Origin of the sequence: Dyella flagellata (assembly GCF_030160275.1) — a bacterium.
In the GTDB taxonomy this organism is placed as follows: domain Bacteria; phylum Pseudomonadota; class Gammaproteobacteria; order Xanthomonadales; family Rhodanobacteraceae; genus Dyella_B; species Dyella_B flagellata.
Window position 1 is genome coordinate 69,683 of sequence record NZ_BSOA01000006.1, and the last position, 13,855, is coordinate 83,537.

Annotated in this window: 11 protein-coding genes; 5 read left to right on the forward strand and 6 right to left on the reverse strand. The window is 60.4% G+C overall.

Features of this window, described 5'->3' with window-relative positions:
* Positions 1-29: 29 nt before the first annotated feature.
* On the reverse strand, positions 30-425 hold the full coding sequence (gene merR, locus QQJ96_RS04840) for a mercury resistance transcriptional regulator MerR (protein ID WP_284330833.1): 396 nt from the start codon (positions 423-425) through the stop codon (positions 30-32).
* 78 nt (positions 426-503) lie between these two features.
* Positions 504-1,880 carry an FAD-containing oxidoreductase gene (locus QQJ96_RS04845; protein WP_284330834.1) on the reverse strand — a complete coding sequence of 459 codons (1,377 nt, stop codon included), beginning with the start codon at positions 1,878-1,880 and terminating at the stop codon, positions 504-506.
* A 376-nt stretch (positions 1,881-2,256) separates the two neighbouring features.
* On the opposite strand from QQJ96_RS04845, the gene QQJ96_RS04850 reads away from it, so the two are divergent.
* Positions 2,257-3,345, forward strand: a complete 1,089-nt coding sequence (locus QQJ96_RS04850) for a TolB family protein (RefSeq protein ID WP_284330835.1) — start codon at positions 2,257-2,259, stop codon at positions 3,343-3,345.
* Between the two features lie 178 nt (positions 3,346-3,523).
* Positions 3,524-4,159: a TetR/AcrR family transcriptional regulator gene (locus tag QQJ96_RS04855; protein WP_284330836.1), complete on the forward strand. Its 636-nt coding sequence runs from the start codon at positions 3,524-3,526 to the stop codon at positions 4,157-4,159.
* A gap of 81 nt (positions 4,160-4,240) precedes the next feature.
* Here the strand turns inward: QQJ96_RS04855 and QQJ96_RS04860 are convergent, their stop codons facing one another.
* Complete coding sequence (locus tag QQJ96_RS04860; protein WP_284330837.1) at positions 4,241-4,654, reverse strand: hypothetical protein; 414 nt, start codon at positions 4,652-4,654, stop codon at positions 4,241-4,243.
* Positions 4,655-4,687: 33 nt separating this feature from the next.
* On the opposite strand from QQJ96_RS04860, the gene QQJ96_RS04865 reads away from it, so the two are divergent.
* The gene (locus tag QQJ96_RS04865; RefSeq protein ID WP_284330838.1) at positions 4,688-4,852 is read left to right on the forward strand and encodes a hypothetical protein; all 165 of its coding nucleotides are present in this window, start codon (positions 4,688-4,690) and stop codon (positions 4,850-4,852) included.
* Between the two features lie 361 nt (positions 4,853-5,213).
* Positions 5,214-7,475 carry a WD40/YVTN/BNR-like repeat-containing protein gene (locus QQJ96_RS04870; RefSeq protein WP_284330839.1) on the forward strand — a complete coding sequence of 754 codons (2,262 nt, stop codon included), beginning with the start codon at positions 5,214-5,216 and terminating at the stop codon, positions 7,473-7,475.
* A 309-nt stretch (positions 7,476-7,784) separates the two neighbouring features.
* Here the strand turns inward: QQJ96_RS04870 and QQJ96_RS04875 are convergent, their stop codons facing one another.
* On the reverse strand, positions 7,785-9,344 hold the full coding sequence (locus tag QQJ96_RS04875; RefSeq protein WP_284330840.1) for an alpha-N-arabinofuranosidase: 1,560 nt from the start codon (positions 9,342-9,344) through the stop codon (positions 7,785-7,787).
* A 157-nt stretch (positions 9,345-9,501) separates the two neighbouring features.
* Positions 9,502-11,319, reverse strand: coding sequence for a phospholipase D-like domain-containing protein (locus QQJ96_RS04880; RefSeq protein WP_284330841.1), 1,818 nt, complete (start codon positions 11,317-11,319; stop codon positions 9,502-9,504).
* A gap of 344 nt (positions 11,320-11,663) precedes the next feature.
* Between QQJ96_RS04880 and tssA the strand changes: the two genes are divergently transcribed.
* The gene (tssA, locus tag QQJ96_RS04885; RefSeq protein ID WP_284330842.1) at positions 11,664-12,707 is read left to right on the forward strand and encodes a type VI secretion system protein TssA; all 1,044 of its coding nucleotides are present in this window, start codon (positions 11,664-11,666) and stop codon (positions 12,705-12,707) included.
* 40 nt (positions 12,708-12,747) lie between these two features.
* Here the strand turns inward: tssA and QQJ96_RS04890 are convergent, their stop codons facing one another.
* Positions 12,748-13,845 (reverse strand): hypothetical protein, encoded by a 1,098-nt coding sequence (locus QQJ96_RS04890; protein WP_284330843.1) that lies wholly within the window; start codon positions 13,843-13,845, stop codon positions 12,748-12,750.
* Positions 13,846-13,855 lie beyond the last annotated feature (10 nt).

Sequence of the window (13,855 nt, forward strand, 5' to 3'; positions counted from 1 at the left end):
CGGAATAGATCAGGGATCCCTAGCATGCCCTAAGCCATCTGTTCCAGGGCCGCGATCAGCGGACAATGCACCTGGCCGGTATTGCAATGGCACTGATCCACCAGCTCCGTTAAGGCTTGTTCGACGCGCCGCAGCTGTGCAATGCGCTCGCGCACGATCGCCAATTTATTCTCGCCCAGTTGCTCGGCCTCACGGCAATGGCGCCCATCTTCCAAAGCCAACAGATCAGCCACTTCGTCCAGGTTGAACCCGAGCGACTGCGCGCGCTTGATGAAGCGCAGGCGGCGCACATGGGTCTCATCGTAACGACGGATACCACCCAGTGGCTTGGCCGGCTCGGAAACCAGCCCGCGCCGCTGATAATAGCGGATCGTTTCGATGGGGACCTCGGCGACCTTGGCCAAGCTGCCGATGGTGTAGCTCATGGGTGACTCCGTAGCATCACTATAGATGCAAGCTTACGCTGGAGATAAGCCGAGCTGCACTGCATCGGCCTGAAGGCCTCATTTTACGGGTACAAGACTCTGCAAAGTGGTCGGCAGCAATTCCGCCACGGTGGGGTGGATATGCACGGCGTGAGTCACGGTTTGAAAGCGCGCCTTGGCATACATCACATCCAGCAGGCTATGGATAGCCTCGTCGCCGTTGACGCCCAGGATGGCCGCGCCGAGCAATTGCTCGCTTTTCCCATCGACGACCACTTTCATGAAGCCCAGCGTTTCACCGCGCTCGATCGCGCGCCCCACGCGCGTCATAGGCCGCACACCTACCCGCACGTCATGGCCCTTGTCCAAGGCCTCCCGCTCGGTAAGCCCGATGCGCCCCAAGGGCGGATCGATGAACAGCGCGTACGCAAGGATGCGATCGGAAATGCGCCGCGGCTGCTTGTCCAGCAGATTGGCGGCGACAATTTCGTAATCGTTGTAGGAGGTGTGAGTAAAGGCACCCTGGCCGTTGCACTCCCCCATGGCCCAGATGCCATCGACGTTGGTGCGGCATTGATCGTCGACGCGGATGTAACCATGCTCGTCGGTAATCACGCCAGCCTTGTTCAGTTCAAGCGCGTCGGTATTGGGACGACGCCCTACCGCCAATAGAACGTGCGTGCCATGCACCTCCGTGCGCGGATTGGCGCATTTGGCCTCGATGCTTATATCGCCAGCTTTGCCCTGCAATTGGATGCATTCGGAAGCGAGATGAAACTGGATGCCCTCTCTCTGCAAAATGTCGACCACCGCCGCCGACACATCGGCATCTTCCCTTGGCAACAGGCGATCGCTGCGTTCGACAATGCTGACCTCGGCCCCGAAGCGCCGGAACATCTGCCCAAACTCCAGCCCTATATAGCTGCCACCGACGATCACCAGGTGCCTGGGAAGCTCGCGCAATCCTAGAATGCCGGTATTGGTGAGATAGGGCACGCTGTCGATGCCGGGGAAATCCGGGATGACGGCGCGGCCGCCGACATTGAGGAATATTTCGTCGGCTTCGATCAGCGCATCCCCCACACGCAGCGTGCGCGGCGATTCGAATGCTGCATGCCCGCGCAGCAGAGATACGTTCCGCATGCCGGCCAGCCACCTCTCGACATTGCTGCGCGATTGCCCGGATATGCCCTGCGTGCGCTGCCAGACGGCTTCCATATCCACTCGAACCTCGCCCGTGTTCACACCATAGCTGACCGAGCGACGCCCTTGATGCGCAACATAAGCGCTTGCCACCATGGCCTTGGTGGGAATGCATCCGGTATTGACGCAGGTGCCACCCACCAGCTTGCGCTCGACCACGGCCACCTTGCGGCCGGATTTACCCAGGCGCTCCGCCAAGGCAGGGCCTGCCTGCCCCGCGCCAACGACCACTGCATCGTATCGCTGCTTCATGACGCCGCCATCACGAATTCGGAGGTAGTTAAAGTGTGTAGCAAGAATGAAGAAGAAACTGTTAATAGCGCAACGATTTAAATCCTAGACATATAAGTCCTTGGAAAAACTTTGCGCGACGACGGAAACAAAATATTTTAACGCTCCATCTTCCATGAAAAAGAAAACGCTACAAACGTGCACGACTTCAGCGTCAATTTTACGAGCTTTTTTTCCGAAGCTTCACATTTGCAGCCCTAGCATCTCCCACACGCCCTAAGCATTTCGCGCTCAGGGCACATCTACACAGGGGAACACAGAGGTAGTCCGTATGATAGTCACGCAGCCAATGCGTCGCTGGGCAGCGACGTCCCTTATTGTCGCCGCCGGTTTATTTGTGGGCGCATCCGCATCCGCTACCCAGGCAGCCTTGCTGGCGCCTGTAGGTTCGGTTCTTTATTCACAAACTCATGTCGATACTTCCGATAGCCCAAATGGCACGACGCTGTATCGAGCGCCCGCAGCCGGTGGCGCGGTCACGCAGCTGATACCTCTAAGCCTAGGCACGCTGGATCTGGGGGCTCGCTGGTCCCCGTATGGCCGTGCCGTGGTCTTTGAACGCGTCTCCACCAAGCAATGGTTCACGCAATCGGAAATCTACCGCATGGATCGTGATGCCGGCAGGCTTCAGCAAATTACCGTAGGCAGCAGCCGGCACCAATTTCCGGTATGGGGACCCAGCAACTGGATCGCCTATATCGATGGCGGCGTGGACACCAATCAATGCCTGGCCCTGGTCAGGCCCTATGGCGAAGATCAGCACATCTTGTTCTGCCCCGGACCTGTCGATGCGGTGTTCCAGGCGCCACAGTGGTCGCTCGATGGTACGAAGCTATTCGTCGAGGTTCACTACTACGGAACCGAAGGGGTCAATCCGCCGGCGTATTCGGATGTCTATAGCGTCAACGCTGCGACAGGCAAGGCCACCCGAATCTCGCATCTGACTACTGGCGACGTCGCTCATCTGGAGATTTCTCCCGATGGCACCCACGGTGTTTATGCCTGGGATGCCACCACCGCCATGGAGATCGTGAACTTCACCACCGGCCAGACGCTGGGTTCGGAATTCGGCACGCTTTATGGCAGCTCGCCGAGCTGGTCGCATGACGGCAGAGAAATAGCATTCGCCAGGGATGTCGCTGTGCCCGGCACCAACTACGGTACTTTTGGTGCCGTGTTTGTGATGTACCCCGATGGCAGCCACGTCCGCCAGATCACCACGCACCCCGTGGCGTTCGATTATTACTATCCCGTGCAATGGTCGGCGGATGATTCGCACGTGCTTGTGAACTGTACGCGCTATGTCACCCAAGGCACGCATCCGGGGCAGTACTTCTCGGTGCATCTGCTCGACATGGCGACACAGGCCATCACCAATGTCGCCGCCAATGGCACCGCCAATGAAGGGGCGTGGGGGCCGCTTTAATCCTTCCTAGGGAGGCCCTCTCCCTTCCAGGAGAGGGCCCACTCGCATCATACCGGCGCACGAATGCCGGGGTCGACACCCCGCAGCTGGAAAACCCATTGCCAGGCCCTCAAAATCCTCAATCAGGTTATGCTGTCCGCTGACACCATCCATCCGGTTCAAAGCGACACCGCACGCCATGATTCTCCGCGACGAGCAGAAAAAAATAACCCGCCAACGCATCATTGATGCTGCCGGCCGCGGCTTTCGCAAAGGCGGCTACGGCGGTATCGGCGTCGACGCTCTAGCGAAGGAAGCAGGCATGACTTCCGGCGCGTTCTACGTGCATTTCGACTCCAAGAAAGCAGCGTTCCAGGAATCGATGCTGCAGGGCATGCTGGAACTGCAGGAAGCCGTGCGCCATTTGCAGGCACAGCATGACAAGGCATGGTGGCCTCAATTCGTGCGCTTCTATCTCAGCGTAAAGCGTACTTGCGATCTGTCCGAAAGCTGCGCTCTGCAAAGTCTTCCTGCGGAAATCGCGCGCCTGGATGAACCGCTGCGCGCGCAATTTGAAGCCGAGCTGCGCAAGCTTGCCAAAGCCATCGCCGAAGGCCCGCCCTCCCCCGTTACGCCGGCGGACGAGGAATCCGCCTATGCAGCCCTGGCGCTGCTTGCCGGCGCGGTGACCCTGGCGCGCGCGGTTTCCAGCGAAAGCCTGTCCCGGAAAATCGCGCAAGGCGCGCTCCAGGCACTGTTGCCGATGAAAGAAAAACCCAAAGCTGCCCCCAAAAAACGCGCGACGAAGAAAGCGGCGATCAAAAAGAGAAAATGATGGTCGCAAGAACGCACCATCCCGCCGAAGCAGGCGGGATGGTGCGGAGTACGTTTCACGGCCGGAGCGTAAGCGGCGAACTCAGGCCGCGGCGGACCCAGTCAACTGGGCATTGGTCAGCGCCTGACCCGCAATCCCCCAGGCGCCGTCCACCGCATGCACCACATTGACCCAGATACGGTCCTTGGGCTGCCTGCCGTTGGAAGCCTCGTACACGATGCTGGTGGCCTCCTCGATGTAGCCCTGCTGGATCTCACGTCTCGCAAAGATAAACGCCGGCACTTTCCATTCGATGAACACCACCGGGCCTTCCATCGAGCCTGAGAAGCTACGGTCTTGCGGAACCACGTGGATGGAACCGACTACATTACGCTTCAAATCCTGGTTCTCGGACTGGCCATGCCACTTGAGCATGCAATCGGAAAGGCGGGCAAACGTGGTCTTTTCGGTCCCCTTGGGCAAAACGCCTTCGGTGAGAGTCAGAGTGAGCGGCATGACAGACTCCTTGTGGGTAGTTGGCACCGCGGAATGGGCGCGGCCGTCAACGGCCGTACAAATAACGACCGTTATCCAATACTAGATAACGATCGTTATTTCGTCAACGCCTTGGCGCCTGCGGATGGCGGCTCGCCCGAACAAGGCCTGCCGCTTCCGAAGAAAGCCGTTGCTGCTGTGCAGCTAGCATTTTCATAAGCCCGATTGGTGTCCTTCGCAATGCCACCCTCAAGTGCTTGAAAGATAGAGTGCCGGAGCAGGAAAAGCTCTCGCGCATGAATCGCTGACCAGCGATTCGGCATGGCGTTTGTCGGCACAAATCCAGCCCGTGATTTGTTGCATTGCATGAGTATCCGCATCGCCCGGCAATCGACGCGCCAAGGACAGGGTGTCCAAAAAAAAATCGGCGTAGAGTGCCGCCGGCTTCAAGCAAGCCCGCAACGAAAGAGCTGTTCTGTTGCGAAAACACGGCGTAGTGAATCGCCTGCCTAACGGTGCCTGGATGGATCAAAGGCAGCGAACTCCCGCCATGATCTGCATAGACAAACCGGAGGGGACCATGAAGAAGCTGTTGCACCGGGCGATTGCCCAGGGACTCTTTTGCGGCACGCTTGCCGCGCTTTCGCTCTCAGCCGTAACGACACTCTCGGCGCAAACCACGTCCCCCTCTTACACCTGGGACAACGCAAGAATCGTTGCCGGTGGTTATGTCGACGGCATCATCGCGCATCCAAGGCAACCAGGATTGTTCTACGCCCGCACCGACGTGGGCGGCGCCTACCGCTACAACGCCTTCACTGGCCAATGGGTATCGCTGAGCGACTGGACATCGCCGGCCGACTCGCAATGGATGGGCATCGAAAGCATCGCGATCGATCCGAACAACCCGCATATGCTGTACCTGGTCGCCGGTTTGTATACGCAATGGTGGGGCGCCAACGGTGCGATCTTGGTGTCGTCCGACCAGGGCGCGCACTTTACTGCGCATCCGCTCAACTTCCGCGTCGGCGGCAATGACGATGGACGCAACGTCGGCGAACGTTTGCAGGTGGACCCGAACAAAGGCTCGATTCTGTTTTACGGCACTTTCAACGACTCAGCGCAAGCCAGCACCAACGGCCTGTGGACGAGCACGGACAGCGGTAGTACCTGGACCAAGGTAATCGGCTTCAATGCGCTGTCCAGCGACGGCAGCGGTGCCGGCGTAGCCTTTATTGCTTTCTACAAACATTCCGGCCACCGAGGCTCACCGACCAAGACCGTCTTTGCCGGAGTATCCACCAAAACTGCAACGTCGACGCTTTATAAGAGCACCGACGGCGGCGTGACCTGGTTGCCGGTCAGCGGCGGTCCGAGCGGACTTCTGCCGCAACGTGGCTTGATCGGTCCGGACGGCAACCTGTACGTGACTTACGGCAATGCCATCGGCCCCAACGGCATGACCGCGGGCCAAGTGTGGAAATACAACATCGGCCTGAATACCTGGCAGAACATCACGCCATCGGATAAATACAATTATCCCTCCGGCTTCAGCGGTCTGGCGGTGGATTCGGCCAGGCCCGGCACGGTGGTGGTGATGAGCATGGATCACTGGTGGCCGAGCGACACCATGTATCGCACTATCAACGGCGGTTCGAGCTGGACGGACGTAGGTGCCAATGCCGTGCGTGACGCCAGCTTGTCGCCGTGGATCGTGCCGCAAGGCCAGACCCAGGCGCCGTTTGGCAATTGGGGGGAAGTGGTGATCGATCCATTCAATTCCGCCCATGCGATGTACGGCACCGGCGGCGGCATCTGGGGCACCTTCGACCTGACCGCCGCCGATGCCGGCAAGGCGACCCATTGGCACGTCGGCGCCAATGGTATCGAGGAAACGGCGGTGCTGGCGATGATCTCGCCCACGGCCGGTGCGCCGTTGATCAGCGGCCTCGGCGACGTCTGCGGTTTCGTGCATGCCAGCCTCACTGTTGCTCCCAGTACCCAGGTCAGCAACCCCGTCTGCGGGAATGGCACCGGATTGGACTTTGCAAAGAACGCACCGTCGACGATCGTGCGCGTTGGTACCGGCGGCAACAATGTGTTCGGTTCGGTCTCAAGCGACGGAGGCAAGACCTGGACGGCGTTTGCCAATCAGGCAGGCTCCAGCAATGGCGGCGGCACGGTGGCGGTTTCTGCGGACGGCGACACCATCGTATGGGCCCCTACGGATGTAGCGCCTGTAGCCTCCACCGATCATGGCACCACCTGGACGACGCTGACCTATCCCTCCGCCAGCGGTGCGACGAAACTTCCCACCGGCGCACAAGTCCTGTCGGACGGCGCCAACGCCAATCTGTTTTATGCCTGGAACCCGGCATCCGGCACGTTCTTCAGCAGCTCCGACAAAGGCGTAACCTGGTATGCATCGGCAACATCCGGCCTGCCCACCGTGGCCTCGTGGCAGAAAAGCCAGGCGGTCACGGTGACCAGCGTACAAGGAGATATCTGGCTCGCTACACCATCGGGCCTGTATCGCAGCACCAGTTCCGGCTGGAGCTGGAGTCAGGTCGACGCTTCCACCGTGACAACCGCCAATTCGATCGGTTTCGGCAAGGCGGCAGTCGGCAAGTACTATCCGACCATCTATCTATCAGGCACGGTGAACGGTGTAACCGGGCTGTTCCGCTCTACCGATATCGGCGCCAGCTGGGTGCAGATCAATGACGCGCAACATCAATGGGGCGGCGTGTCGCTGGTGGTGGGTGATCCGCGGACGTTCGGCACGGTGTATCTGGGCACGAACGGCGCTCGCGGTGTTATCTACGGCACGTCGCCGAATTGATGCACTGGCCACTCCATCCCCTGCGTGCAGGGGAGGAGCAAGCGCGCTTTGCTACATAATCCACCATCGCGATAGGCATACAGGGCAATGCTTGGGTTTGCACCCTGAGGTATCCCCACGTTTTTCCTTTACCTGCATACGTGCCCCAAATGCCGTCATTCCCGCGAAAGCGGGAATGACGGCCCGTTTCTTTGGATATCAGCGGGCTAAAACGCAGCTGCCTGATTTTTACGGGATCCAAGAGCAAAAAACGTGGGGATACCTCAGGGTTTGCACTCCAGCTTACGCGTAGTCAGACGCACATGCGGTTTAGCGGATATCCAACACCACTACCGACTTCGACGGCAACGCGACAGTCAATATCCCCGCGCCGAATTTCGCTCCGTCAAAAGCCGTAGGCTGCACTTCATGCGGCTGGTCAAAGGTATTGATGGACGTCATTTGCGGCGCCGTAAGCAGCTTCCCCTGAACACTGCTAGCGCGAAGGCCATCCAATCGAACTTGGACGGTATCGGCGTGGTGCGGGTCCAGGTTCACCAGCGCCACATGCACGACGCCCGCAGCGTCGCGCCCCGCCGTAGCATGCACGCCTGGCACCGAGACTGCCCCGTAACGATACGTAGCGCCTTGCACGTCCACCGGCAAAGAGGTCGCGTCCTGGAACACCTTGTACAGGTCGAACACGTAATACGTCGGCGTCAGCACCATCTTCGCCTTGTCGGTCAGAATCATCGCCTGCAGCACATTCACCATCTGCGCGATATTGGCCATGCGTACGCGGTCCGCGTGCGCATGGAAAATATCCAGGGTGATCGCCGCTGAAATGGCATCGCGCAGGCTGTTCTGCTGAAAGAGCGCCGCATCGCCCGCCCCAGGCTCCTGATCGGTCCAAATGCCCCACTCGTCCACCGCCAATCCCACGCGTTTGCTCGGATCGTATTTATCCATCACCGCGCTGTGCCTGGCGATCAGTTCATCCATGTGCAGCGCTCCCTGCAACGTGGACATCCACTGCGCCTCGTCGAAATGCGTGGCCGATCCCTTGTGCGACCAATCGCCCGTGGGGATGGTGTAGTTGTGCAGGCTGATGGCATCGATCTGGCTGCCGGCCAGCGACATCACGGTATCGGTCCAAGCCACATCGTCCGCATTGGCGCCGCTGGCGATCTTGATGATCGGCTTATGCTCCGGCGCATGCACGAAGGTGGCGTACTGGCGATAGACATCGGCATAGAATTGCGGCCGCATCGAACCGCCGCAGCCCCACATTTCGTTGCCGATGCCGATGTAGTCGAGCCTCCAGGGCCGGTCGCGGCCGTTTGCACGCCGCTCTCGCGCCAGGCTCGTGTCGCCATCGGCAGTGATGTATTCGATCCACTGGCTCATCTCGCGCGGCGAGCCGGTGCCTACATTGATGCTGAGATAGGTCTTGGCGCCGATCAGTTCGGCAAGATCCATGAACTCGTGCGTACCGAAATGGTTGTTTTCCTGGCCACCCCAGGAGGCGTTCAAACGCACTGGCCGTTGGTCACGCGGACCTACGCCGTCATGCCAGTCGTATTGATCGGCAAAACAGCCGCCCGGCCAGCGGATCACCGGCACCTTGATCGCTTTCAGCGCGTCGACCACATCCTTGCGGTAGCCCCTGATATTGGGAATGGAGGAGTCTTCCCCCACCCAGATGCCACCGTAGATGCCGCGCCCAAGCTGCTCGGCGAACTGGCCGTAAATCTCGCGATGGATGACCGCGCCTGGCTGATCGGCGTGCACAGTCACTCGAACTGCGGTACCCGCATGGCCTTGGCTGGCATGGCCTTGACTGGAAATAAGCAATAACGCGGCCACCAGATTGATTTTCCACCCTGCCATGATCATCCCCATGCGTGCCGGCACACACGCACTCCAGCAAAGCTCGGGCAATGATTTCCAGAGCATGGCCTTTATGATTTTGACCAGCGGGCCGGAGCGATTGGAGCGCAGATCCGTCGCCCCGGCAAAAAGCCGGGGCGACGGGCCCACTGGCTGATCACGCCCGCTTCTTCGCCACCTTCCTGGTCTTACCCCTGTGTGCGGTACCGTCCGCGGCATGCACCGGATGACCGTGCTGCAGGATGTGTGCCGTCCCCTTGCCGGGCACGGAAGGATGGAATTCGCCGAACCAGAACGCCAGCTCACGCTGGTGCGCCGGCTGCAGATAGGCATCCTGCCACGAAGGATCGCTCTGCAATCCGCCCCACTTCGCGGCATTCGCAGCGCCCTTCTTCGGCTTGGCGGACTTCGCGCTGACGTGGTGGTTCTGACGGAATTTGTAGTGATCGAACACGCCCATGATGTTGACCGCGTATTCCTGCGCGAGGCCCGGCGCGTTCTCGATGATCAGCAGGTTGTCGTCGTTTTTCATGCTGGCTTTCGGCCCCAGGTTGTGCGAACCGGTCATCACCACCGGATGCGCGCCAAAGGGGTCGATCACGACGACCTTGGAATGGATCATCACCATCGGTCCACCGGGCTCATTCTTGAACCAGGGACTTAAGTACTCGTTGATATTGGCCGGCAGGGTGACTTCCGGGTCCGCGTCGATGCGATCGCCATGCTCGTGCAGCGAGAGAATGGGCGCCTTGCCGCCACCCGGATCGGCATTGACTACACCGTGGATATAGAGGTTTTCCTGATTCAGCGCCAGGATGTCGTTGAGCAAGGTTCCTTTCGGCCCTGGATTGAAGAACAGGAACAGCACCCCTTGCCTGGCGCCCTGGATCAGGCGGCGCGCATCGGCCAGATCCACGAGCTGATTGCAGGGTACGTTCCAGGCCGTGGCTGGCGCCTTGGCCGTTCCCACCACCACATGCGCCGGCTTGCTGCCCTGTTGGGCCAGCGACGGCGGATAGGCGTTTTTCGCCTGCATCAGGGCCTGCCAGCGTGTCAGGTAGGCGCGCGCCAGTTCCGGGCTCTCCACCAGTATCCCGTTGTTGACCTGGGTGCACAGGCCGGTCACGGTCCAGTTGGTGCTGCCCGTCCACACGCGCACCGGTTGCTGGTGCTTGTCGCAAAACACCACGAACTTGTTGTGCGCAAAATGCGGATTGGTGACCAGCCGATCGTAGACGGCAATCGTGTGGGAAGCCTTCAACGCCTTGCGAACGTCCGCGTTTTCGTCAGTGACCTTCTTCCCTTTCTTGTTGCCGTAAGCGCCGGAGCCAAGCAGCAGGTGTCCGCGCTTGCCGAATGCCTTCAGCGCACCGATGAGTTCGACGTCGTTCAATTCATACAGCGCGGCGTAAATGGTCTCTCCGTTGGCATTGGATTGCTTCATCAAACCCGTCAGGGCGGTAAGCAATACGCCACCGAGTTCCTCGCGCAGAGGGTTCCCGGGCTTTTCGATATCCTGGGGTTTGCCATGCGTGATGGCCTGTGCGGTCCGCGCCATATACTGCGACGGCACAATCCCGCGGTTGAAATAGGCCTTGAAACCATCCGTCTTGCCGGTACCGACTTCGACCGCCGCACACCAGTCGCTGGCTACACCGTCTTTCAGCGCACCCGGCTTGCCGATCTTCGCCACTACCCGGTACTGCACCTGGCCCGCGGCTTCCGCGCTGTAGTCGCTCCAGATCATCCGCTGGATCGGCCAGATATCGCTGGACTGATGCTCGCCCGGCGCCGCGCCCGAATCACCCTGAAAGCCGATACGGTTCTCGATGACGACCTCATTGCCACCGCCGTCAGATCGGCGGTGCAACGCAAAACCCAGGCAACCGGGAATCGCCTGCTCCGTGCGCCATACGACCGTAGTGCTGTCGGCATTGGCGTAGGCCTTGATCTGGATACTCTTGGCATTTTCCATAACCCCTCCTTCGCTGACCCAGTGGATTGGAAAGCAACAACCGCTTGAACCTGCCGCATGGGCGGATTGCGTGCATCGAGGCGAGTAGGTACCAGTCCCTGTACGGCGACGATGGACTTATCCAAAAAAAACAAGCAAAAAAAAAAAATGATGCAAATCACTATTGCACGGGCTTTTCGGGGCAGTAGCGCCTGGCTGTGCCACGAGGGCACACCCACTATTGCAGAGCGGTTGGGGCAGCCGTTGCAAGCATGTATCAATACGCCGCCCCGCCCATCAAAAACAGCATGCATGCACCGCCAATTGCGGTAGGATTCTCCCACCTCAAGGACCGTCGTGCATCTATGACCAGCCACGCTCTGGAGTCGCTGTTATCCCCCCTCGATGGCGAATCGCCCACGGGGGGAAACCTGGAATATGACCAAGATTTCATGACCCTGGAGCGCATGGCCGCGTCCAAGGCCGAGCGGTCCATCGGCGAGGACGTGATCGCCGCCGAGGAGCCGGACTGGGACAAGGTGTCCAACCAGGCCCAAGCGCTGCTGGGGCGCTCCAAGGACCTGCGCGTGGCGGTGTATTTGACCATCGCCTGGATGCGCACCTCCGGGCTAACGGGCTGGAGTGCCGGCCTGCATTTGATCCGCAGCCTGCTGGAGCAGTTCTGGGAGGGAGTGCATCCGCAACTGGACGCCGAGGATGACAACGACCCCACCGCACGGGTCAACGCCGTCGCGGCGATCGCCGATCTGCAGGGCATGCTGCGTTTTTTCCGCAGCACCCCGTTCGTGCAGTCGCCCAGGATGGGACGGTTTTCGCTGCGCGATCTGCGCATCGCCAACGGCACTTTGAAATTGGCCGAAAGCGAACAGGGTGGTGCCGAGCCGCCGAGCCTGAGCCAGATCGAAGCCTGCTGCATGGATTGCCCGGAAGATCAGCTGGCCGACAACGTGGCTGCGGTCAGCGCCGCGCTTGAGCACGTCAAGGCTATCGATGCCATTTTCGGTGACCACGTCGGCACGGCCGGACCCGAGTTGAAGCCGCTGCTCAGCGATATCTTCGAAGTGAAGAAGTTTCTGGAGCCGCAACTGGCGAAGCGCTTGCCGCAGGCTGTCGAAGCGCCTACCGAGGGCGAGGCGGAAGCGTCGTCGAACTCATCGGGTTCCACGCAACAAACGGCCAGCGGTCGGATCGAAACACCGCAGGACGTGATGCGCCGGCTGGATGAAATCTGCGACTACTACGCGCGATGCGAGCCTTCCAGCCCTATTCCGCTGCTGTTGCGTCGTGCGCAGCGCCTGGTGGGCTTGAACTTCGTGGATTTGATGAAGGACCTGGCGCCCGGTGGCATGAGTGAATTGCAGGTAATTTCCGGAACCAGCGACGACTAAGCTGAGAAAACGTAGGCTGGGATGACAATCCCAGCCTGAGTCAGTACACAGCCTTGCAAACATTCGCCGCCGAGCGCACGAACACCGTCCGTGTCGAAGGACTCCAGCTCAACGTAAACCCCGCCGGCAAGCCCATGGTGATATCGGCCGCAGCCGTTTGCTCGACCGGCCCGACGGAAGCGCTGGCGCCGTCGCCAAACGTCACCTTGGCGCTGATCGCGTAACGCGATGGACTGGGGCACGCGGCATCCACCTGGCGAGATGCAGTGGCACCGTAGGCGGTGATGTCTGGCAAATTGCCGGAAGCCGGCACGCGCTCACCGCCGCTGCACGTGGTAGTCAAGTCATAGCTGACGGAGACACGCATGGGAGACGTCACCTGCAGCGCAGTCGTAGCCTCCGGTTGGGCGGAACAGCCCATCAGAAATCCCTTGTGCTTGGGCACCACATGTAACACCAGCGCGCCCGGCCGCCCCCCTGCCCCGTCCGGCAGTTTCAACTCGATCCGGGTAGGCAATACACCGGTGATGACCGGTTGATTGTCGAGCAGCTTGCCCTTGTCGTCGGTAGCGCTGATCTGTGGATCGGCGCATTGCGGATCGGACAGATTCGTGCCGACCAGCGCCAAGGCCACGGGCGCATTGCCAGGATGCAGCGCAAACAACGGACGGTGGTCGATGGTTTCGACGCCGCTGATCACCGGCGCCGCTTTCGATGAGCCCGATGCCTTGGCGAGCTGCTCGATGGTGGTGGCCAAGGCTTCCGTCAACGCCTTGGCATCGCTGCCGGGGCAACTGGGCGCGGCATCGAGAAAACCACGCGTGCGTTGTACGGCGGCGTCCGCGCGCAAGACAGCGATACGCCTGCTGTCGTCCATGATGTCAGCCGGCTGACCCGCCTTGTCGCCCAGCGATTTACGCAGTGCATCTGCCATCTCGCCTAGCCGCGTGCCCACCGAAGCGAGTCGATCGTCATGCGTAGCGCTGGCGCGCGCAGCCACGTCCTGCTTGGCGGTATCGAGGCGGGCGATGACCGCCTCTCCGGTCAAGCGCGGCGCGATTTGCGCCGACGCGTGGCTTGCCGCTCCGACGAGCAGCAAGCCACACCACCACGTAACAACCGCGCGCGCGCTACGCATCAACCCATCC